The sequence below is a fragment of the Pseudomonas putida genome (assembly GCA_029953615.1).
Taxonomy (GTDB): domain Bacteria; phylum Pseudomonadota; class Gammaproteobacteria; order Pseudomonadales; family Pseudomonadaceae; genus Aquipseudomonas.
Window position 1 is genome coordinate 2,749,618 of record CP124529.1, and the last position, 20,997, is coordinate 2,770,614.

Genomic DNA, 20,997 nt, shown 5'->3' on the forward strand with positions numbered 1-20,997 from the left:
TCGGCTTGCGGCGGGATGGTGCCCATTGGACGTAAGTCTATGAGCGCCCCTGTCAAAGACCCGACGAAAGGCCAGCCGGGTTATGCAAGTTCTGCGGTCCTAATGCTGAAGCGGAATTTTTTTGACGAGATGAGCATGCCTGAGCAACACGACATCCTGAGCGACGCCGAGCGCGAGGCATTGGCCGTGGTGAGTGCGCCTGTGGCAGCCAAGCCGTTGGTGCTGGTGGTGGACGACAATGCGGTGAACCGTGACGCATTGATCCTGTACCTGAAAAGCCGGGGGATCGACTGTGTCGGGGCGGATGGTGCTGAGGAAGCCAGGCTGTACCTGCACTACCAGCCACGAATCGGCTTGATGATCACCGATTTGCGCATGCAGCCCGAGGATGGCCTGGACCTGATCCGGCAGATTCGCGAGTCGGAGCGGGCGGCGTTATCGATCATCGTGGTGTCAGGCGACACCGACGTGGAGGAGGCGGTGGATGTGATGCACCTGGGGGTGGTGGATTTTCTGTTGAAGCCGGTGGACCTGGACAGGCTGCTGGAGCTGGTGAAGAGAGAATTGAAGATCGATTAAGTGAAGAGCCTGTTCCGGCCTCATCGCCGGCAAGCCAGCTCCCACAGGAACCGCACAAATGTCGAGGCCTGTACAGTCCCTGTAGGAGCTGGCTTGTTCTGGTCAAGTTTCTCCGGACACCGATTACGGTGATCAAGCCGCCTGCTGCTCCATGGCTATTGGCGACAGATAGTTGTTGTAGCTGTGGAGCCGGATTCGGTTGTATCGCATGAAGAAGCTGGTCATATCCTGCCTGGCTTCTTCAATTTCCTGGTAGCCCTTGGGCGGAACCCACTCTGATTTAAGCGTCCCAAAGAAACGCTCTGTTGGCGCGTTGTCCCAGCATTGCCCCCTGCGGCTCATGCTCTGCGTTATCCCATGCTCAAGCAGCTCGGATTGGAAAAGCTGGCTGGTGTATTGGCAGCCTTGATCCGAATGAAACATCAAGCCTGGCTGCTTGCCCCGAACCCCTACCGCCATCCTCAATGCCTTACTAACCAGGTTGGCATCGTTGATCAGGGAAAACGCCCAACCAACGATCCGACGGGCGAACAAATCAATGACTACTGCCAAGTGATACCAACGTTTCCCGACCATCAAACTGGTCACATCACCGCACCAGACTTGGTTGATCGCAGTAGGCTCGAAGTTACGTTCGAGCAGGTTCTTAGCCACGAATGCCTCGACTCCTCTGGAGCGATACTGATGCCGACGGCGCTGTCTGCTGGCCAGATTTGCTTCCTGCATGAGTCTTCCGGCCAGATACCGACCTACCTTCAGTTGCTGGGCTTTCAAGTGCTCAGAGAGCATCCTTGCGCCTGCGCTTCCACGGCTTTCAGCGTGCAATTGCACGACCTTTTCCCTGAGCGCGTCACGCTTGGTATTAGGCGCTGAACGGCGGTGAAGCCAGTCATAAAATGCGCTACGGGATACATTCAGCACACGGCAAAGCAGGCTGGTCGGATACGCACCAGACTCTCTCAGCTCCTCGATCAGGGAAAAACGATCGGGATCCGACATCAAGAGAGCTGTAGCCTTTTTTAAGATTTCAGCCTCGGCCTCCAGGCGCTTGATCTTGGCCCGCAGTTGTTGGAGTTCTCGCTGTTCGTCGCTGATCGCCTTGGTACCGGCTACTGGCTGGCCTTTTTGACGCTCTTTGCGCACCTGATCAACCCACCGGCGCAGAGCCGTAGGGCCGACGTCCATTGAGGCGCAGACGTCGGGAATTGAGCAGTTGTCATCAAGAACCATGCTTGCAGCACGTTGCTTGAACTCGCGGGTGTAGGTCTTTCGTTCTTGCATGGAAACCTCCGGATTGGGCGAATCATATCGCCCTTAAGAGGTGTCCGGGGTCATTAGGCCAGTTCAGCTTGCCGGCGATCGGGCCGCAAGGCGGCCCCTTGTCGCAGATGTCGCTTACAGCCCGTTACGCGCCTTGAACTCGCGGCGACGGCGGTGCAGTACCGGTTCGGTATAGCCGTTCGGCTGCTTGCCACCTTCCACTACCAACTCTACCGCCGCCTGGAACGCGACGTTGTCGTCGAAGTTGGGAGCCATCGGGCGATACAGGGCGTCACCGGCGTTCTGCTGGTCGACCACCACGGCCATGCGCTTGAGGCTTTCCAGCACCTGCTCCTGGCTGACCACGCCGTGGCGCAGCCAGTTGGCCAGCAACTGGGCCGAGATGCGCAGGGTGGCGCGGTCTTCCATCAGGCCGACGTTGTTGATGTCCGGCACTTTCGAGCAACCCACGCCCTGGTCGATCCAGCGCACCACGTAGCCGAGGATGCCCTGGGCGTTGTTGTCCAGTTCGTTGCGGATCTCTTCGGCCGACCAGTTGGTGTCGGCGGCCAGCGGGATGGTCAGGATGTCGTCTACCGACGCCGGGGTGCGCGAAGCCAGTTCACGCTGACGTGCCTGTACATCCACCTTGTGGTAGTGCAGGGCATGCAGGGTAGCGGCGGTCGGCGACGGCACCCAGGCGGTGTTGGCACCAGCCAGCGGGTGGGCGATCTTCTGCTCGAGCATGGCCGCCATCAGGTCGGGCATGGCCCACATGCCTTTACCGATTTGCGCACGGCCTTGCAGGCCGGTGGCCAGGCCGACGTCGACGTTGTTGTTCTCGTAGGCGCCGATCCACTTCTCATTCTTCATGGCGCCCTTGCGCACCACGGCGCCGGCTTCCATCGAGGTGTGGATTTCATCGCCGGTGCGGTCGAGGAAGCCGGTGTTGATGAACACCACGCGCTCGGCTGCGGCCTTGATGCACGACTTGAGGTTGACCGTGGTACGGCGTTCCTCGTCCATGATGCCGACCTTGACGGTGTTGCGCTTCATGCCCAGCAGGTCTTCGACCTGGCTGAAAATCTCGGCGGCGAAGGCGACTTCTTCCGGGCCGTGCATCTTCGGCTTGACGATGTACACGCTGCCGGTGCGGGTGTTCTTGCGGCTGGTGTTGCCGTTGAGGTTGTGCAGGGCGATCAGGTTGGTGAACAGCCCGTCCTGGATGCCTTCGGGGATTTCATTGCCCTGGGCGTCGAGGATCGCCGGGTTGGTCATCAGGTGGCCAACGTTGCGCACGAACAGCAGCGAACGGCCATGCAGGGTCACGCTGCCGCCGTTGGGCGCGGCGTACTCGCGGTCCGGGTTCATGGTGCGGGTGAAGGTCTTGCCGCCCTTGCTGACGCTTTCGGCCAGGTCACCTTTCATCAGGCCCAGCCAGTTGCGGTAGACGACCACCTTGTCGTCGGCGTCGACGGCGGCAACCGAGTCTTCACAGTCCATGATGGTGGTCAGCGCCGATTCCATCAGGATGTCTTTCACGCCGGCGGCATCAGTGCTGCCGACCGGGGTGCTGGCATCGACCTGGATTTCGAAGTGCAGGCCGTTGTGCTTGAGCAGCACGGCAGTCGGCGCAGCGGCATCGCCATGGAAGCCGATCAGCTGGGCGTCGTCACGCAGGCCGCTGTTGCTGCCGCCTTTCAGGGCAACGATCAGCTTGCCGCCTTCGATGCGGTAGCCGGTGGAGTCGACGTGCGAGCCGGCCGCCAGTGGCGCGGCTTCGTCGAGGAAGGCGCGGGCGAAGGCGATGACCTTGTCGCCACGCACCTTGTTGTAGCCCTGGCCTTTCTCGGCGCCGCCTTCATCGCTGATGGCATCGGTGCCATACAGCGCGTCGTACAGCGAACCCCAACGGGCGTTGGCAGCGTTCAGGGCGAAGCGGGCGTTCATCACCGGTACGACCAGCTGAGGGCCGGCCATGTGGGCAATTTCTTCGTCCACGTTCTGGGTGGTTGCCTGGAAATCGTCGGCTTGTGGCAGCAGGTAGCCGATCTCCTGGAGGAATGCTTTGTAGGCTACGGCGTCGTGGGCCTGGCCTTTGCGTGCCTGGTGCCAGGCGTCGATCTTGGCTTGCAGCTCGTCGCGCTTGGCGAGCAGGGCTTTGTTCTTTGGAGCGAGGTCATTGATGATCTTCTCTGCACCGGCCCAGAACTGCTCGGCGACGATGCCGGTCCCTGGGATGGCTTCGTTGTTCACGAAGTCGTACAGGACCTTGGCGACCTGAAGGCCACCGACTTGAACGTATCCAGTCATTGCTTGCCTCACTCTGCTCAGCTATTTCGCTCTTCTGTATTAAGCCTGTAGCGCTTCTCTAAACACGGCACCAGTGCATGCCCCCGAGTGGAGCCCCGAGCGCGGCTGGGTGCGGCCTGCCAGACCGGCTGGCAGACAGTGTGCGTATTTTCACAGGCGCCTTGGCAGACATCCAAACGACGTTTTGTAGTCCGCGCCACGGGATACTACATGAAGCAGTAGGCGGGGCAAAATCAGACTAAAAGCGCCGTTATGCGACCCGTTGGTCGCGTATGGTCACGCTGGGAGTGGGTATGTTCGCAAAAAACAGGTGGATTGTTCCAGATAAATCTTGAAACAGTACACGATTCGTTATGCAGATTGCCCTGCGGCAGGTTGCCGCGCCTTGCCTATACTGAGTCGATCCCCCGATTTTCTGCCGCCCGGCGCGGTCCGACACGAGGAAGGGCTAGTGGATCATCTTGTACTGACTGTGATTGCCCCTGACAAGGCCGGCCAGGTCGAGCGCATTGCCCAGTGCATCGCTGACCACAACGGCAACTGGCTGGAAAGCCGCATGTCCCGTATGGCCGGGCAGTTCGCCGGCATCCTGCGGGTGGCGGTGCCAGCTGAAAACTACGACGAGCTGGTGGCTTCGCTACAAGGGTTGGCCCGATATGACATTCGTGTGCTGATCGCCGAGAGCGGTATCGAGCCGTCGTGTACCTGGAAGCCGATTGCCATGGAGCTGGTGGGGAATGACCGGCCGGGGATCGTGCGGGATATCACGCGGATGCTGGCTGAACTTCAGGTCAACGTTGAGCGGCTTTCCACCGAAGTGCGCCCGGCGCCGATGAGCAGCGAGCCGTTGTTTCATGCCGATGCGTTGTTGGCTTTGCCGTTGACCTTGCCGCTTGAGGAGCTGCAGCAGCGACTGGAGAGCCTGGCGGACGACCTGATGGTGGAGTTGAAGCTGCGGTCGGAGGAGTGATCCGAGATTGCCGGGGTCGCTTCGCGGCCCATCGCCGGCAAGCCAGCTCCCACAGGTATGCATGAGGCCTTGAGGGTAGCGCGGTCGGTGTGGGAGCTGGCTTGCCGGCGATGGGCACGAAGCGGCCCCCTGCGGTTATCCCGATATCACGGGGAAGGCCCTGTGGATAACCTGGGGGTGTACCTCTCCAGGCCAACAACTGCGCGCCCTCCACAGCTTTGCTCAAAAAACACCCAAAAATCAGCAGCTTGTGCACAAAGCACGGGGACGAGGGTGTGGATAACCTTTGGAGATGTCTCTGCAGCCCACGAATCACATGGGCTGCAGAGTTTTGTTCGTTTTTTGATCAGCTGCGCTTGCGCAAACTCAACCACGCATCGACGCTGTAAATCGCCAAACCCGCCCAGATGAACATGAACGCCACTAAGGTGCTCGACGACAAATGCTCATCGAACAGCAGCACTGCCTGCAGCAGCACCAGGGTCGGCGCCAGGTATTGCAGGAAGCCCAGCGTGGTATACGGCAAGTGCCGCGCCGCAGCGTTGAAGCACACCAGCGGCACCAATGTTACCGGCCCCGCTGCCATCAGCCACAGCGCTTCGCTGCTGGTGTAGAACGCACCCTGGGCACTTGTCGCTGCCGGGTGCAGCAACAGCCAGCCAAGGGCCAGCGGTACCAGCATCCAGGTTTCCACCACCAGGCCCGGCAGTGCCGCCACCGGTGCCTGCTTGCGAATCAGCCCATAGAAACCGAAGCTCAGCGCCAGCACCAGCGACACCCAGGGCAGGCTGCCCACTTGCCACACCTGCTGGGCCACACCCACGGCGGCCATGCCCACTGCCAGCCACTGCAAGCGGCGCAGACGCTCGCCAAGGATCAGCATGCCCAGCAGCACGTTGATCAGCGGGTTGATGTAGTACCCCAGGCTGGCCTCAAGCATGCGGCCGTTGTTTACCGACCATACGTAGGTCAGCCAGTTACCGGCGATCAGCGCCCCGCTCAGGGCCAGGATGCCCAGCCGGCGCGGGTTGTCGCGCAGTTCGCGCCACCAGCCGGGGTGCTTCCACACCAACAGCAGCAGCGAGCCGAACAGTGCCGACCAGAGCACCCGGTGTACGATGATCTCCACCGCAGGGACGCTCTGGATGGCCTTGAAGTAGAGGGGGAACAGGCCCCAGATGATGTAGGCGCTCAGGCCCAGGATGTACCCGCGACGCGGGTTGGCGGCGTGCATGCAGAATCCTTGCTTAGGTAGCTAAATAAAGCGTCGAGCTATTTCAGCACAGGCCGCCGATTTGTGCTGAGACTTATGAAACGCGATAACCAGGATGAGGCCCTGGTTATGCGTATCAATGGCGCTGGGCACCCGGCCGGCAATGATCGCTGCGTCGATCATTGCCGGCTGCTGGACTACTGGCCTGCCATTGCCTAGGCGTTATCGGGCGCATAAAGCGCCAGGTACTGCTTAACGTCGAGGAAAGGCAGCGGCACGATCATGCTCGCGTACTCAGGCAGGTACGCTGTGTCGTGAATGGCCACGATGACTGCGTATTCTTCTGGCTTGTCCGGATCTGGCGTGTAAACGCCGTCCTTGATCGTGCCGTTGCCTACGCGTACATGCCAGGACGTTTCATGCTGCGGAACTTGTATTGGACTGCTGTTTTTAGGTTTCACCCAGAACTCATGTTTAACACCCCCGTCATGTTCTTTCGGCTCCAGCCAATATGAGCCTTCCATTTCCACGGGTATGAGTATGTCAACGACTTTTTCGATGTCGCCGCTGCTGATCACCACCTTGCTGTGACGCATCACCATGTCGACCACAGGCATGCTTTCGTCCCATTCCTCCACCTCGGTTGGGGCAAGGTAACGTTGGCTCGCTTGGGCCAGCGGGTCGGCCTCGGGGACGTCCCCCAAGTCGCCAAGGCCTTCGACCTTCCAACTGATAGAGTTCCCGTTCATCTCGCCTGCAATGATGTCGGTGTACGCCCCGACGTTCACACTGGCGACGGATGGATAGACATTGACGCTGGTTCGCAGCACGCTCACCAGGGCGTGAGAAACCTCAGCGCCTTTTGTGGCGGTAACGATGACCTTTACGTGAGTACCTTTGAATTCGTCAGCGGCGGGCGTTGTGTAGGCCCCGGTAGCCGGATCAATCTTTCCTGGATAGTTGTCACCTTCGTAGTCAGGGATGTGGCGGACGCTCCATGTTACGCCTCCAGTGGCGGGCTCGGTCTTGAAGGGTATGCTGCGCCCGGGTAGCGTATACGTTTCACCTTTATCTATGGGCTGGCCGTCAGTCCTGATAATTTTGAACTTGTTTCGGTCTGCTGCCAATTGACCGGGGGCGAAAAAGTCATTGGGCTGGTGCAAACTTTCAAGGGTGATGTGTGAATTGCGGAACAACAGCGAAGACATGATGAAGGTATCTATTTCCATATTCATCGAATTCATGAATTCGGCCATTGTCGTGATCATGATTCCAATGGGGCGGTGGAAATCCGCTAGAAAGGCGTCTTCACTGAAATTATAGACAAATATTAAACCCTTGAGCTCCTCGCTAAGCGTTGGGGTGTATGACCATTCATATTTGCCATCCTTGACAAGGACAATTTTGCTTGCGCCGTTACTATTGTCAAACTCAAATTTGTATTTCTGACGGAGGCTCCAGGAGTAGTCAGCTGTAGCATGTCGTGTTACGCCATTGCTATTCATCTCGAAGTCAATCGTGGTTTTTCCAGTAAAGTTCAGGGTGACGCTGGTCCCCTTGATCTCCAGGAATAGGCTATTTTTTTCATCGAATGAAGCGGGTGAAGTCCACCGAGGGTCGATACCTATGATTGTGCCCGCGGCGCTAGAATGAAAAATTGCGTCAAATAGGACTTGGCCCTCTCCGTGATACCTGAACGTGTAGCCTGGCGTCACCTTGAACGCTAACCTCAGTCGTTCGGTATCATATTTGTTTAGGTGCGATGCGATAATGGCTTGCCCTAAAAAGTCGGTATTGACAAGCATGCTTGCGCTGTAACCGTCCGGCAAAAGATAGGGGAGTTTGCTGTTCTCATCTGGCGGCACGGCTTTGCTACTGTCGAACTCTTCTAGCTCTATAAATAGAACGACGGCCCCGTCGCCAGATGTTTCATCCGTTTTGTGGGTGCGGATTTTAAACCTGTGTGGGTTCAGGGATGGGTCAGGTAGCTGGGTCATCTGGCCTAGCGTATATTCGATGCGTCGATTTCTATCAGGCGGTGCTGTGTAAGCCTCGAAATGCTTTTTGAAATGCAGCCCTAGCTTGTCCCTCTCAAACTCGGTTACCCCGCCGTAGAAGTTATAGTTGCCCTCTTTGGCAAAAAAGCTGAAATAGATTCTGCCGTCATCGCTGATGCCCGTTTCCAGGGCGTTCAACTTAATGTCAAATACGAGGGCTGGACCATTGATGGGGGTCGCCTCTGCCATCCGCGTCATACGCATGCGCTGAGCACCCAACGGCCGGCCTAACTGAAGTTGTTTGCCGCGCACGGTTCGCATCAGCAACATGGCTTTGGAATCGCTGAGGTCTGCATTTTCGAATGAGAGCCTGGGTTCATCCAGGCAAAAGTCGACGAGTTCGTGCTGGGACACACCTGGTTCCACGTCAATTTTACTGTTCATCGGGTCAAGGAACAGTCCACCCGAATAGCGCTCGATAAACTCTTGTTTCAAGACATGGTTGGTGGTGTCTTGATCGAATCCCACGATCAACGGATAGCCGAAATTGTATTGATCTTTGCCAAGTGCTTCCAAAGTTTTTTCGAGAGACTGTTTTATTGAGTTGCTCATGGGTAGATTGCCTTAAGCCGATTTAGTGATGGCGACGACGCATTCGCCCTAAGTGCCGTACTGGTTTGTGCTGTGTTATCTGTCGCGCTCGCGCAGTCGCCATTTGCATGTTGATGTTGATACGCGAAGTCAGCCTGTCGGTTACGAAAAGGGTTGCTGACAAGTCAGAGTCAGTTCTGCGCTGTCGCAGTTTGTTTGATGCATGACTGATACTTCCTAGCTGACTTGAGAGTTTTTTACACCCAGCCTTCGGCCTTGCCTACTGGCAAAAATACTAGGTGGAGGCTGTAAGGAAGTTGCAGGGCAGGGGGCCGGCATGTCGCCTGCCGGCTGGCGCGTTGCGCTGTATGTCAGGTCAGTCTTTTCTGCTGCAAGGTCTAGAACAACTTCAGTGGTGGTTCGTCCAGCGCGGCCATCTGCTCGCGCAGGGCGAGAATCTGATCGCCCCAGTAGCGTGGTTGGCCAAACCAGGGGAAGCTGGGCGGGAATGCCGGGTCATCCCAGCGCCGTGCCAGCCAGGCGCTGTAGTGCAACTGACGCAGGGCGCGCAGCGGCTCGATCAGAGCCAGTTCGCGCGGGTCGAAGTCGTGGAACTCGTTGTAGCCGTCGATCAACTCGGCAAGCTGGCCCAGGCGCTCTTCGCGGTTACCGGCCAGCATCATCCACAGGTCCTGCACTGCCGGGCCCATGCGGCAGTCGTCGAGGTCGACCATGTGGTACACCTCGTCGCGGTGCATCAGGTTGCCGGGGTGCAGGTCGCCGTGCAGGCGGATGAGTTGGTGCGGTGTGCGGGCGTAAATGTCCTCCACCCGCTTGAGCAGGTCACGGGCTACGGACTCGAAGGCCGGTAGTAGCTCGCCAGGAACAAAACCGCCTTCCAGCAAGGTGTCCAGCGAGGCATGGCCGAAGTTGTCCACAGCCAATGCTTCGCGGTGTTCGAACGGTTTGCTGGCGCCCACGGCATGCAGGCGGCCGAGCAGCTGGCCCAGGCGGTAGAGCTGGTCGAGGTTGCCCGGCTCCGGGGCGTGGCCGCCACGGCGGGGGAACAGGGTGAAGCGGAAGCCCTGATGTTCGAACAAGGTTCGGCCGTCGTGTTGCATGGGCGCAACCACCGGTACTTCGCAGTCGGCCAGTTCGGCAGTGAAGCTGTGTTCTTCGAGGATGGCCGCGTCGCTCCAGCGGCCTGGGCGGTAGAACTTTGCGATCAGCGGTTGCGAATCTTCGATGCCCACCTGGTAGACGCGGTTCTCGTAACTGTTCAGCGCCAGCACCCGGGCATCGCTGAGGAAGCCGATGCTTTCCACGGCGTCCAGGACCAGATCGGGGGTGAGGGTGTCGAAGGGGTGGGACATGGAGGCTCCGAGGGTAAGCTGCATGGGGCCCATGGTAGCGCGTTATGCCTGTACCGGCCTCTTCGCGGGTGAACCCGCTCCCACTGGTACAGTGCAGGCTTCAAGTCGTGCGTTATCCCTGTGGGAGCGGGTTTACCCGCGAACCGCGTGCAGCGCGGCCAGGCTACGCGGGGACCCCGATCAACACATAAGATGGATGAAACTGCACCCGCACCGCATTGCCAGTTTCCACCCGCTGCCCAGCCAACCAATCCGCCTCGGCAAACGCACACAACGTCTGCCCATTGCCCAATGCCAGCCTGACCTCATTAGGCCCATCAGCTTCCGCCAGCACCTCTTCCACCGTCGCCCGCAGGCAATTGCTACCCGCTTCCGCCTCTTCCTCATCGGCCAACAGCGTCACCCACCCCGCCTTGAGCAACGCCACCACCATTGTCCCCAGCGTCAGCTCCAACCGCGCAGTGCTGTCGGCGGTGATCAACGCCTCGATCTCCAGCCCACCGCCCAGCGCCAGGCTGACGCGATCATACCGGCCCTCTCGGCGCAGGCCGCTGACCTGGCCCTGCAACTGGTTGCGTGCGCTGGTACGCAGCATCAGCCGGCCAAGCAGGTCTAAGTCGCTGGACTCCTCGGCTGCTTCGAGGATTTGCGCCTGCAGGGCCTGCAGCCTCTGATACAGGCGCAGTACACGCTCGCCTTCCGGCGAAAGCCGCGCACCACCGCCGCCACGCCCACCAGTGCTGCGCTCGACCAGGGGCTGGCTGGCCAGATTGTTCAGTTCGTCGATGGCATCCCAGGCGGCCTTGTAGCTGATGCCCGCAGCCCTGGCGGCGCGGGTGATCGAGCCTTGCTCGGCAATGTGCTGCAGCAGCGCGATGCGCTGCGGGCGGCGGGTGATGTGCTGGGTGAGGAGGGTGGGTAGGGGCATGGGCAGTCAGTCGATGTAAGTGGTAGCCAAGTGTGGATTGTGGAGGAACACCTGTCTTGCGCAAAATCCAGAAGCTTGACCAGGTCCCTGTGGGAGCGGGCGCGTCGAGGCGTCGAACCGCCGCGAACACCGGCAAAGCCGGTGCCATACACTGCGTCGCCTGTTTCGCGGGCGCGCCCGCTCCCACATGGATCGCACCCACTTCGAGTCATACATACCCCGGCTTTGGCGTACGCGCCAGGCAATACACATCCACCCGCCGTGCCCCGGCCTTGCGAAGCACCTCGGCGATAGCCTGCGCGGTAGCGCCGGTGGTCAGCACATCATCCACTATGGCGACATGCTTACCCTTCAGCTCGCCCATGACCGCAAAAGCCTGGCGCAAATTTCGCCGCCTGGCCTTGGCATCCAGGCGTTGCTGCGCAGGTGTCTCCCGAGTGCGCAGCAGCAACCGCTCGTCGCAACCTACCCCCAGCCGGGACGACAGCCAGCGCCCGAGCAGCTCCGCCTGGTTGAACCCTCGCTCGCGCAGTCGACGTTTGGCCAAGGGTACAGGCAACAACAGGTCGGGGCGGGGCAGCCCCTCGGCAAAGCGATGCAACAGCCCATGCCCCAGCAGTTCAGCCATCAACCGCCCCAAGGGCCATTGGCGGTTGTGCTTGAAGCGGCTGATCAGCGTGTCCACCGGAAAGCCGAAATGCCACAGCGCAACCACCTGCTCGAAGGCCGGTGGGCGCCGGCAGCACGGGGCGCAGGTCAGGCCGGCCATAGGCAACGGCAGGGCGCAGTGCAGGCACTGGTCGCCGAGCCATGGCAGTTCCTGCTCGCAGGCTACGCACAGCGGGTAGGCCTGCTCGGCAGGTTCATCGCACAGCAAGCACGATTGATTAATAATTGAGCACTTGTAAACCAGTCTTTTCCAGTGTGGTTGACAGTTCATAGGCCTTCCATGACTATGCGAGCTATCCGTGATGCGCTGGCGGGCTTTCCTGTCCCGGCGCCTGCTTCAGCCTAAACAAGGAAACGCCAATGAGCGCCAGCACAACTGCAACAACTCGTCACGACTGGTCCCTGGCCGAGGTCAAGGCGCTGTTTCAGCAACCGTTCAATGACCTGCTGTTCCAGGCGCAAACCGTGCACCGCGCGCATTTCGACCCGAACCGCGTTCAGGTTTCGACGCTGCTGTCGATCAAGACCGGCGCCTGCCCGGAAGATTGCAAATATTGTCCACAGTCGGGCCACTACAACACCGGGCTGGAAAAACAGAAGCTGATGGAAGTGCAGAAGGTGCTGGAAGAAGCCGCCCGCGCCAAGGCCATCGGTTCCACCCGCTTCTGCATGGGCGCGGCGTGGAAGCACCCATCGGCCAAAGACATGCCCTACGTGCTGGAGATGGTCAAAGGCGTGAAGGCCATGGGCCTTGAAACCTGCATGACCCTCGGCAAGCTCGACCAGGAGCAGACCAAGGCTCTGGCCCAGGCCGGCCTGGACTACTACAACCACAACCTCGACACCTCGCCGGAGTTCTACGGCAGCATCATCACCACCCGCACCTACAGTGAGCGCCTGCAGACCTTGGCCTATGTGCGCGATGCCGGGATGAAGATCTGCTCCGGCGGCATCCTCGGCATGGGCGAGTCGCTGGACGACCGCGCCGGCCTGCTGATCCAGTTGGCCAACCTGCCCGAGCACCCGGAATCGGTGCCGATCAACATGCTGGTCAAGGTGGCCGGCACGCCGTTGGCCGAGGAAGAAGACGTCGACCCGTTCGACTTCATCCGCATGTTGGCCGTTGCCCGTATCCTCATGCCCAAGTCGCACGTGCGCCTGTCCGCCGGCCGTGAGCAGATGAACGAGCAGATGCAGGCGCTGGCCTTCATGGCGGGCGCCAACTCGATCTTCTACGGCGAAAAACTGCTGACCACCGCCAACCCGCAGGCCGACAAGGACATGCAGCTGTTCGCCCGCCTGGGCATCAAGCCCGAAGCGAGTGAAGAGCACGCCGACGAAGTGCACCAGGCGGCCATCGAGCAGGCGCTGGTCGAACAGCGCAGCAGCGAGATGTTCTACAACGCCGCGTCGGCCTGAGATGGCCTTCGACCTGGCGGCGCGCCTGGCCGAACGGCGCGCCGCAGACCTGTATCGGCAGCGGCCATTGCTGGAGAGCCCGCAGGGGCCGGAAGTGGTGGTCGATGGCCAGCGCTTGCTGGCCTTCTGCAGCAATGACTACCTGGGCCTGGCCAACCACCCCGATGTGATTTCCGCCTGGCAGACCGGCGCCGAACGCTGGGGTGTCGGTGGCGGTGCCTCGCACCTGGTGATCGGCCACAGTACGCCGCACCACCAGGTGGAAGAGGCACTGGCAGAGCTTACCGGGCGCCCGCGCGCGCTGCTGTTCTCCACCGGCTACATGGCCAACCTGGGCGCCATCACCGCGCTGGTAGGGCAGGGTGACACGGTGCTGCAGGACCGCCTGAACCACGCTTCGTTGCTGGATGGCGGGTTGCTCAGTGGCGCCCGTTTCAACCGCTACCTGCACAACGACCCGGCCAGCCTGGCCAGCCGCCTGGACAAAGCCGCCGGCAATACGTTGGTGGTGACCGACGGTGTGTTCAGCATGGACGGCGACCTGGCCGACTTGCCGGCGCTGGCCGATGTGGCCCGCGCTCACGGTGCCTGGCTGATGGTTGACGATGCCCATGGTTTGGGCACCCTCGGCACTCGGGGCGGCGGTATCGTCGAGCACTTCGGCCTGGGCGTCGAAGATGTGCCGGTGTTGATCGGTACGCTGGGCAAGGCCTGTGGTACCGCTGGCGCGTTTGTAGCCGGCAGCGATGAGCTGATCGAGGCATTGGTGCAGTTCGCCCGCCCGTACATCTACACCACCAGCCAGCCACCGGCGCTGGCCTGCGCCACCCTCAAGAGCCTGGAACTGCTGCGCCGCGAGACCTGGCGCCGCGAGCATCTGGCCGCGCTGATCTGCCAGTTCCGTGAAGGCGCACAGCAGATCGGCCTGGCATTGATGGACAGCCCGACCCCGATCCAGCCCATCGTCATCGGCGACAGCGCGCAGGCCCTGCACCTGTCACGCATGCTGCGCGAGCGCGGCTTGCTGGTGACGGCCATCCGCCCACCCACTGTGCCGGCGGGCAGTGCACGCTTGCGGGTGACATTGAGCGCCGCGCACAGCGAGGCGCAGGTGCAGCTATTGTTGAATGCATTGGCCGAGTGTTATCCACAGTTGGAGAGCGCCGATGCGTAATCGACTTGTTCTGTTGCCTGGCTGGGGCCTGGGCACTGCTTCCCTGGAGCCGCTGGCCGCCAGCCTGCGTGCCCAGGATGCGCGCTTGCAGGTAGAGCTGATGCCCCTTCCAGAACTGGCCCACAGCGACGTGGACGCCTGGCTTGATCACCTGGACCGCAAGTTGCCCAGCGATGTCTGGCTGGGCGGCTGGTCGCTCGGCGGCATGCTGGCCAGCGCGCTGGCGCACAAGCGTGGCGACCACTGCTGCGGCCTGCTGACATTGGCCAGCAACCCCAGTTTCGTGGCCCGCACGGACTGGCCGCATGGCATGGCCGAAGACACCTTCGGTACCTTCCTCGACGGCTGCCGCAGCCATACCCAGGTCACCCTCAAGCGCTTCCGTACCCTGTGCAGCGATGGTGCCCAGCAACCGCGCACCCTGCTGCGCCAGCTGGGTGTTGGCGTGCCGGATACCGACCCCCTGTACCTGGCCACCGGCCTCGAAGTACTGGCCAGGCTGGATACCCGCGAAGCCCTGCAGGCCTATGCCGGCCCGCAACTGCACCTGTTCGCCGGCAGCGATGCACTGGTACCGGCAGAGGCGGCAAAGGCGCTGAGTGAGCTGTTGCCCGATGTGGAAGTGGGCCTGGTCGAAGACAGTTCCCACGCCTTCCTGCTGGAGTATCCGCAGGAACTGGCGGCGGGCATCAAGAGTTTCCTGCATGAGAGTGGCGATGACTGACCTTTCCCGTCCGACCCTGCCCGGCGCATTGCCCGACAAGCGCCAGGTAGCGGCCTCGTTCTCCCGCGCCGCAGCCAGCTACGACAGTGTGGCAGGCTTGCAGCGTGCAGTGGGTTCGAGCTTGCTGGAGCAGTTGCCGGCAGGCCTGCAGCCGTCACGCTGGCTGGACCTGGGCAGTGGTACCGGCCATTTCAGCCGGGCGCTGGCCGAGCGTTTCCCCCAGGCCAGCGGCGTGGCGGTGGATATCGCCGAGGGCATGTTGTGCCATGCCCGCAACGAACAGGGCGGGGCGCTCTATCATGTGGCTGGTGACGCCGAGCGTTTGCCGCTGCGTGATGCCAGCGTCGACCTGGTATTCACCAGCCTGGCCGTGCAATGGTGCGGCCAGTTCGCCAGCGTGCTGGCAGAAGCGCTGCGAGTGCTGCGCCCGGGCGGCGTACTGGCCTTCAGCAGCCTGTGTGTGGGTACCCTCGATGAACTGCGTGCCAGTTGGCAGGCGGTGGATGGCCTGGTGCATGTGAACCGCTTCCGCCGTTTCGAGGACTATCAGCGCCTGTGTGCAGCCAGCGGTTTCGAGCAGCTTGGGCTGCAGCGCTGCCCGCACGTGCTGCACTACCCGGATGTGCGCAGCCTGACGCACGAACTGAAGGCGCTGGGGGCACACAATCTGAACCCTGGCCGGCCTTCCGGCCTTACCGGTCGGGCGCGCATGCAGGGCCTGTTGCAGGCTTATGAGGCATTTCGCCAGCCTGAAGGGCTGCCAGCCACCTACCAGGTGGTCTATGGTGTGTTGCGCAAGCCACAGGCTTAAGGGGAGCGAGATGAGCCAGGCCTATTTCATTGCCGGTACCGACACCGATGTTGGCAAAACCACCATCGCTGCGGGGCTGTTGCATGCGGCACGGTCGCAGGGCATGAGCACGCTGGGAGCAAAGCCGGTGGCCTCCGGTTGCACGATGACATCGAAAGGTTTGCGCAACAGCGACGCCCAGGCGTTGATCGATGAAAGCTCCATCAAACTGCCCTACGAGCAGGTCAACCCGTTTGCCTTCGAACCGGCTATCGCACCCCATGTGGCCGCGCGCGAGGCAGGGGTAACGCTTGCCGTGTCGGACCTGCTGGCGGCGATGCGCAATGTGCTGCGGCAAAATGCCGACTTCACCCTGATCGAGGGGGCCGGAGGCTGGCGCGTGCCGTTGTCGGGACAAGCCAACTTGTCCGACTTGGCCATTGCCCTCAAGCTGCCGGTGATCCTGGTGGTGGGGGTACGGTTGGGGTGCATCAGCCACGCCTTGCTCAGCGCCGAGGCGATTGCTCGTGACGGCCTGCAATTGGCGGGTTGGGTGGCGAACATCATCGAGCCGCGTACTTCGCGCCTGGAAGAGAACCTGGCCAGCCTGGCCGAGCGTTTGCCGGCGCCATGCCTGGGGCGGGTGCCCAAATTGAAGCAGGCCAGTGCCGACATGGTGGCTGAACACCTTCAGCTGGATCTGCTGGATTAGCCGTTTCCAGGCTTGGCCTCTTCGCGGGTGAACCCGCTCCCACAGGTATTGCACAAGTCTCAGAGCTGTGCAGTCCTGTGGGAGCGGGTTTACCCGCGAAGAGGCCAGTGCAGGAATACCCAGGGCCTATCAACTGGCATCAGGCCATTAGGGATTTAAACGGGCCTTTTCGCCCCTGGCCTGTTTTAATTGGGCCTGTTCGTCATCCAGCGTCAATGGAGTCCTGACATGGAAATCACCGGTAGCTCCGCCTATTACGCGGGCCTGAGCGCAATCCAGACCGGCCAGAACCGCGTCGATCAGGCCGCCAGCCAGATCGCCAATACCACCGCCGAACGAACCGCCACCAGCCAGTCCAGCGATTTTCAGGCCGAACGCCTGCGCGCGGTCGACCGCAGCCAGCAGATGGACCTGGCCACCAGCACCGTGCAGCTGGCCGTGGGCAAACTTGAAGTCGAACTTGGCGCCAAGGTCGCCAAAGCATCCGACGAAATGCTCGGCCGGTTCATCGACACCTACGCCTGACAGGCGCCCCCTCGAATCACACACAGCCCTCTGTGGGAGCGGGCGTGCCCGCGAATGCGCCAGCTCAGGCACCTCCCACCTCCATTGTCTGCTCAGGCCCTTTCGCGGGCACGCCCGCTCCTACAAGGGCAGCGCTTTTTCTGAGCTTGGCGTAAACGTCATTTTTCGTGGCGTAAATGGCACCATAGTCCATCCTTGACATCAGGCAGAGCTAAACGTAAGTTTCAAACAACTGTTTGATCGACGGCCGCCAAGTGCGGGTCACCCCACAGAACTCACCTAGAGGTTCATCGCAATGCCTGATTACAAAGCCCCCTTGCGTGATATCCGCTTCGTTCGCGACGAACTGCTCGGTTATGAGGCGCACTATCAGAGCCTGCCGGGTTGCCAGGACGCCACGCCCGACATGGTCGACGCGATCCTTGAAGAAGGCGCGAAGTTCTGTGAGCAGGTGCTGTCGCCGCTGAACCGTGTGGGTGACCAGGAAGGCTGCACCTGGAGCGAATCGGGCGTGAAAACCCCGACCGGCTTCAAGGAGGCCTACCAGCAGTTCGTCGAAGGCGGCTGGCCGAGCCTGGCGCATGACGTCGAGCACGGCGGCCAGGGCCTGCCAGAGTCGCTGGGCCTGGCCCTGAGCGAAATGGTCGGCGGTTCGAACTGGTCGTGGGGCATGTACCCCGGCCTGTCCCACGGCGCGATGAACACCATTTCCGCGCATGGCACCCCCGAGCAGCAGCACACCTACCTGACCAAGCTGGTGTCCGGCGAGTGGACCGGCACCATGTGCCTGACCGAGCCACACTGCGGCACTGACCTGGGCATGCTGCGCACCAAGGCCGAGCCACAGGCCGACGGCAGCTACAAGGTGTCGGGTACCAAGATCTTCATTTCGGCCGGTGAGCACGACATGGCCGACAACATCGTCCATATCGTCCTGGCCCGTCTGCCGGACGCACCGGCCGGCACCAAGGGTATCTCGCTGTTCATCGTGCCGAAGTTCCTGCCCAACGCCGAAGGCGGTGTGGGCGAGCGCAACGGCGTGAGCTGTGGCTCGATCGAGCACAAGATGGGTATCCACGGCAACGCCACCTGCGTGATATGAACTTCGACGGCGCTACCGGCTACCTGATCGGCCCGGCCAACAAAGGCCTGAACTGCATGTTCACCTTCATGAACACCGCTCGCCTGGGTACTGCGCTGCAAGGCCTGGCTCACGCCGAGGTGGCTTTCCAGGGGGGCTTGAAGTACGCCCGTGAGCGCCTGCAGATGCGTTCTCTGACTGGCCCGAAAGCACCGGACAAGGCTGCTGACCCGATCATCGTCCACCCGGACGTGCGTCGCATGCTGCTGACCATGAAGGCCTTCGCCGAAGGCAACCGTGCGATGGTGTACTTCACTGCCAAGCAGGTGGACATCGTCAAGTACAGCCAGGATGAGGAAGAGCGCAAGAAGGCTGATGCCCTGCTGGCGTTCTTGACCCCGATCGCCAAGGCATTCATGACCGAAGTCGGTTTCGAAGCCGCCAACCACGGCGTGCAGATCTACGGCGGCCATGGCTTCATCGCCGAGTGGGGCATGGAGCAGAACGTGCGCGACAGCCGCATTTCCATGCTGTACGAAGGTACCACCGGCATCCAGGCCCTGGACCTGCTCGGCCGCAAGGTACTGATGACCCAGGGCGAAGCGCTGAAGGGCTTCACCAAGATCGTGCACAAGTTCTGCCAGGCGCAGGAAGGCAACGACGCAGTCAAGGAATTCGTCGAACCGCTGGCGGCGCTGAACAAGGAGTGGGGCGAGCTGACCATGAAAGTGGGCATGGCCGCCATGAAGGACCGCGAAGAAGTGGGTGCGGCCTCGGTCGATTACCTGATGTATTCCGGCTACGCCTGCCTGGCCTACTTCTGGGCCGACATCGCCCGCCTGGCGGCCGAGAAACTGGCTGCCGGCACCAGCGAAGAAGCGTTCTACACCGCCAAGCTGCAGACCGCGCGCTTCTACTTCCAGCGCATCCTGCCGCGTACCCGTACCCATGTTGCGAGCATGCTGTCGGGTGCCGACAACCTGATGGCGATGGACGAAGAGCACTTCGGCCTGTCGTACTGAGCCTGCCGCTGTACGCGAAACCCGCCTGCCTTCACCGGCAGGCGGGTTTTTTTTTTCTTCAGGTTCAGCGCGGTCCCTTTGTAGGAGCGGCCTTGTGTCGCGATGGGCTGCAAAGCAGCCCCGGCGATCTTTGCTGTGGCAGAAATCCTGGGGCCGCTTCGCGCCCCGATCGCGACACAAGGCCGCTCCTACAAGAAGTCGCGTCTGATTCGATATTCAACTGTTCATGTGCACTGCCGATGAAGTGAGGGCACAATGCCATTATTGATCTGCCGGGTCGGAGATTACCCTTGTTTCGTCTTAACGCTGTTCGCGCAAGCCACTTCCTGCCGTCGCTGTTCTTGTTGCTGGCAGGGCTCGCCGCAGCCTATGTGAGAGACCTGAGTGTCTTTTTCACATCGCTGTTCAACGTCCTGCCAACCTTGGTCCTGCTGCTGGGCGGCGCTTATTGCGCGGTGTACCGCCGTCAGCGTGAGTTGTTTCTCATGCTCACCGTGTATATCGCCTACTACCTGCTCGACACCCAGACCGACTTTTACCGTGACCATGGCCGCGTGCGCGAGGACGCGGCGGTGACCTTCCACCTGGTATGCCTGCTGCTGCCCGCCCTGTTCGGGCTGTATGGCGCCTGGCAGGAACGTACCCACCTGCTGCAGGACCTGGTTGCCCGTGGGGCCGTGCTATTTGCCATCGGCAGCGTGGCGGTGGCCCTGGAGCAAAGCTTCCCCGAGGCGTTGCTGACCTGGTTGGCGGAAATCCGCTGGCCAACCCTGCATGGGCAGTGGATGAGCCTGATCCAGATGGTCTACCCACTGTTCCTCGGCGTGTTCATTCTGCTGGTGGTGCAATACCTGCGCGCACCAAGGCCGCTGCACGCGGCACTGGTGACGGGCCTGCTGGGCATCTTCTGGATGCTGCCGCAAACCTTCATCCTGCCGTTCACCCTGAACATCATGTGCAGCCAGGTAATGCTGATGATCGCCGCGGCGGTGGCGCACGAGGCCTACCAGATGGCATTCCGCGACGAGCTGACCGGACTGCCGGGGCGCCGTGCGCTGAACGAGCGCATGCAGCGCCTGGGGCGCAACTATGTGATCGCCATGACCGATGTCGACCACTTCAAGAAATTCAACGACACCCACGGCCACGACGTTGGCGACCAGGTGCTGCGCCTGGTCGCCAGCCGCTTGTCCAAGGTCACCGGCGGTGGCCGGGCCTATCGCTATGGCGGCGAGGAGTTCGCCCTGGTGTTTGCCGGCAAGACCGCCGAAGAATGCTTGCCGCATGTGGAAGCCGTGCGCGAAGTGATCGCCAACTACGTGATGCACCTGCGCGACCAGTACAACCGCCCGCAGGACGATACCGCCGGGCGCCAGCGGCGCGCGGGCAGCAGTGGCGGCACGGTGTCGGTCACCATCAGCATCGGTGTGGCCGAGCGCCAGGCCGATCATCGCAACCCCGAGGCGGTGTTGAAGTCTGCCGACCTGGCGCTATACAACGCCAAAGGCGCAGGGCGCAATTGTGTCATGGTGCATGGGCAGCAATCGCAGCGAGGGGCAGTGCGCACGGCGTGACTTAACTAGACTATTCAGTCTGTTGATGACCCTATGTCTCGTAAAAGTTGTTCGGTTACACTGCCTGCAACCCAGTGTCGCGG

The 20,997-nt window shown here is 61.3% G+C and carries 17 protein-coding genes and 1 pseudogene; 11 read left to right on the forward strand and 7 right to left on the reverse strand.

What is annotated here, in order from left to right:
- Positions 1-39 precede the first annotated feature (39 nt).
- Positions 40-579 (forward strand): response regulator, encoded by a 540-nt coding sequence (locus tag QIY50_12485; protein ID WGV22891.1) that lies wholly within the window; start codon positions 40-42, stop codon positions 577-579.
- A gap of 132 nt (positions 580-711) precedes the next feature.
- Here the strand turns inward: QIY50_12485 and QIY50_12490 are convergent, their stop codons facing one another.
- Entirely contained in the window at positions 712-1,860 is a 1,149-nt protein-coding gene (locus QIY50_12490) for an IS3 family transposase (GenBank protein WGV22892.1), read from the reverse strand.
- A 114-nt stretch (positions 1,861-1,974) separates the two neighbouring features.
- A complete protein-coding gene (locus QIY50_12495) occupies positions 1,975-4,152 on the reverse strand; it encodes a malate synthase G (protein WGV22893.1) in 2,178 nt (725 codons plus the stop codon).
- Between the two features lie 451 nt (positions 4,153-4,603).
- On the opposite strand from QIY50_12495, the gene QIY50_12500 reads away from it, so the two are divergent.
- Complete coding sequence (locus tag QIY50_12500; protein WGV22894.1) at positions 4,604-5,122, forward strand: ACT domain-containing protein; 519 nt, start codon at positions 4,604-4,606, stop codon at positions 5,120-5,122.
- A 346-nt stretch (positions 5,123-5,468) separates the two neighbouring features.
- Here the strand turns inward: QIY50_12500 and rarD are convergent, their stop codons facing one another.
- Positions 5,469-6,356 carry an EamA family transporter RarD gene (gene rarD / locus QIY50_12505; GenBank protein WGV22895.1) on the reverse strand — a complete coding sequence of 296 codons (888 nt, stop codon included), beginning with the start codon at positions 6,354-6,356 and terminating at the stop codon, positions 5,469-5,471.
- Between the two features lie 75 nt (positions 6,357-6,431).
- Between rarD and QIY50_12510 the strand changes: the two genes are divergently transcribed.
- Entirely contained in the window at positions 6,432-6,554 is a 123-nt protein-coding gene (locus QIY50_12510) for a hypothetical protein (protein WGV22896.1), read from the forward strand.
- On the opposite strand, the gene QIY50_12515 is transcribed toward QIY50_12510, so the two are convergent.
- The 4 genes from QIY50_12515 to QIY50_12530 all read right to left on the reverse strand — a co-directional run bounded on the left by QIY50_12515 (position 6,551) and on the right by QIY50_12530 (position 12,164).
- Positions 6,551-8,944, reverse strand: a complete 2,394-nt coding sequence (locus tag QIY50_12515) for a hypothetical protein (GenBank protein WGV22897.1) — start codon at positions 8,942-8,944, stop codon at positions 6,551-6,553. The genes QIY50_12510 and QIY50_12515 overlap by 4 nt on opposite strands.
- A 377-nt stretch (positions 8,945-9,321) precedes the next feature.
- Positions 9,322-10,296 (reverse strand): serine/threonine protein kinase, encoded by a 975-nt coding sequence (locus tag QIY50_12520; protein ID WGV22898.1) that lies wholly within the window; start codon positions 10,294-10,296, stop codon positions 9,322-9,324.
- Positions 10,297-10,459: 163 nt separating this feature from the next.
- Positions 10,460-11,224 carry a TOBE domain-containing protein gene (locus QIY50_12525; GenBank protein WGV22899.1) on the reverse strand — a complete coding sequence of 255 codons (765 nt, stop codon included), beginning with the start codon at positions 11,222-11,224 and terminating at the stop codon, positions 10,460-10,462.
- Between the two features lie 208 nt (positions 11,225-11,432).
- A complete protein-coding gene (locus QIY50_12530; GenBank protein ID WGV22900.1) occupies positions 11,433-12,164 on the reverse strand; it encodes a ComF family protein in 732 nt (243 codons plus the stop codon).
- A gap of 89 nt (positions 12,165-12,253) precedes the next feature.
- On the opposite strand from QIY50_12530, the gene bioB reads away from it, so the two are divergent.
- The 8 genes and pseudogenes from bioB (at position 12,254) to QIY50_12570 (ending at position 20,914) form a co-directional block, all read left to right on the forward strand.
- On the forward strand, positions 12,254-13,312 hold the full coding sequence (gene bioB / locus QIY50_12535; protein WGV22901.1) for a biotin synthase BioB: 1,059 nt from the start codon (positions 12,254-12,256) through the stop codon (positions 13,310-13,312).
- Position 13,313: 1 nt separating this feature from the next.
- The gene (gene bioF, locus QIY50_12540) at positions 13,314-14,486 is read left to right on the forward strand and encodes an 8-amino-7-oxononanoate synthase (GenBank protein WGV22902.1); all 1,173 of its coding nucleotides are present in this window, start codon (positions 13,314-13,316) and stop codon (positions 14,484-14,486) included.
- Entirely contained in the window at positions 14,479-15,210 is a 732-nt protein-coding gene (locus tag QIY50_12545) for an alpha/beta fold hydrolase (protein ID WGV22903.1), read from the forward strand. The genes bioF and QIY50_12545 overlap by 8 nt, the downstream gene beginning before the upstream one ends.
- Positions 15,203-16,021 (forward strand): malonyl-ACP O-methyltransferase BioC, encoded by an 819-nt coding sequence (gene bioC / locus QIY50_12550; protein ID WGV22904.1) that lies wholly within the window; start codon positions 15,203-15,205, stop codon positions 16,019-16,021. The genes QIY50_12545 and bioC overlap by 8 nt, the downstream gene beginning before the upstream one ends.
- Positions 16,022-16,031: 10 nt before the next feature.
- Positions 16,032-16,712, forward strand: coding sequence for a dethiobiotin synthase (gene bioD, locus QIY50_12555; GenBank protein ID WGV22905.1), 681 nt, complete (start codon positions 16,032-16,034; stop codon positions 16,710-16,712).
- Positions 16,713-16,940: 228 nt separating this feature from the next.
- Entirely contained in the window at positions 16,941-17,237 is a 297-nt protein-coding gene (locus QIY50_12560) for a pyrroloquinoline quinone biosynthesis protein PqqE (GenBank protein ID WGV22906.1), read from the forward strand.
- Between the two features lie 295 nt (positions 17,238-17,532).
- A pseudogene (locus QIY50_12565) lies at positions 17,533-19,340 on the forward strand (phenylacyl-CoA dehydrogenase).
- A gap of 290 nt (positions 19,341-19,630) precedes the next feature.
- Positions 19,631-20,914 carry a GGDEF domain-containing protein gene (locus QIY50_12570; GenBank protein ID WGV22907.1) on the forward strand — a complete coding sequence of 428 codons (1,284 nt, stop codon included), beginning with the start codon at positions 19,631-19,633 and terminating at the stop codon, positions 20,912-20,914.
- The last annotated feature ends 83 nt before the right edge of the window (positions 20,915-20,997 follow it).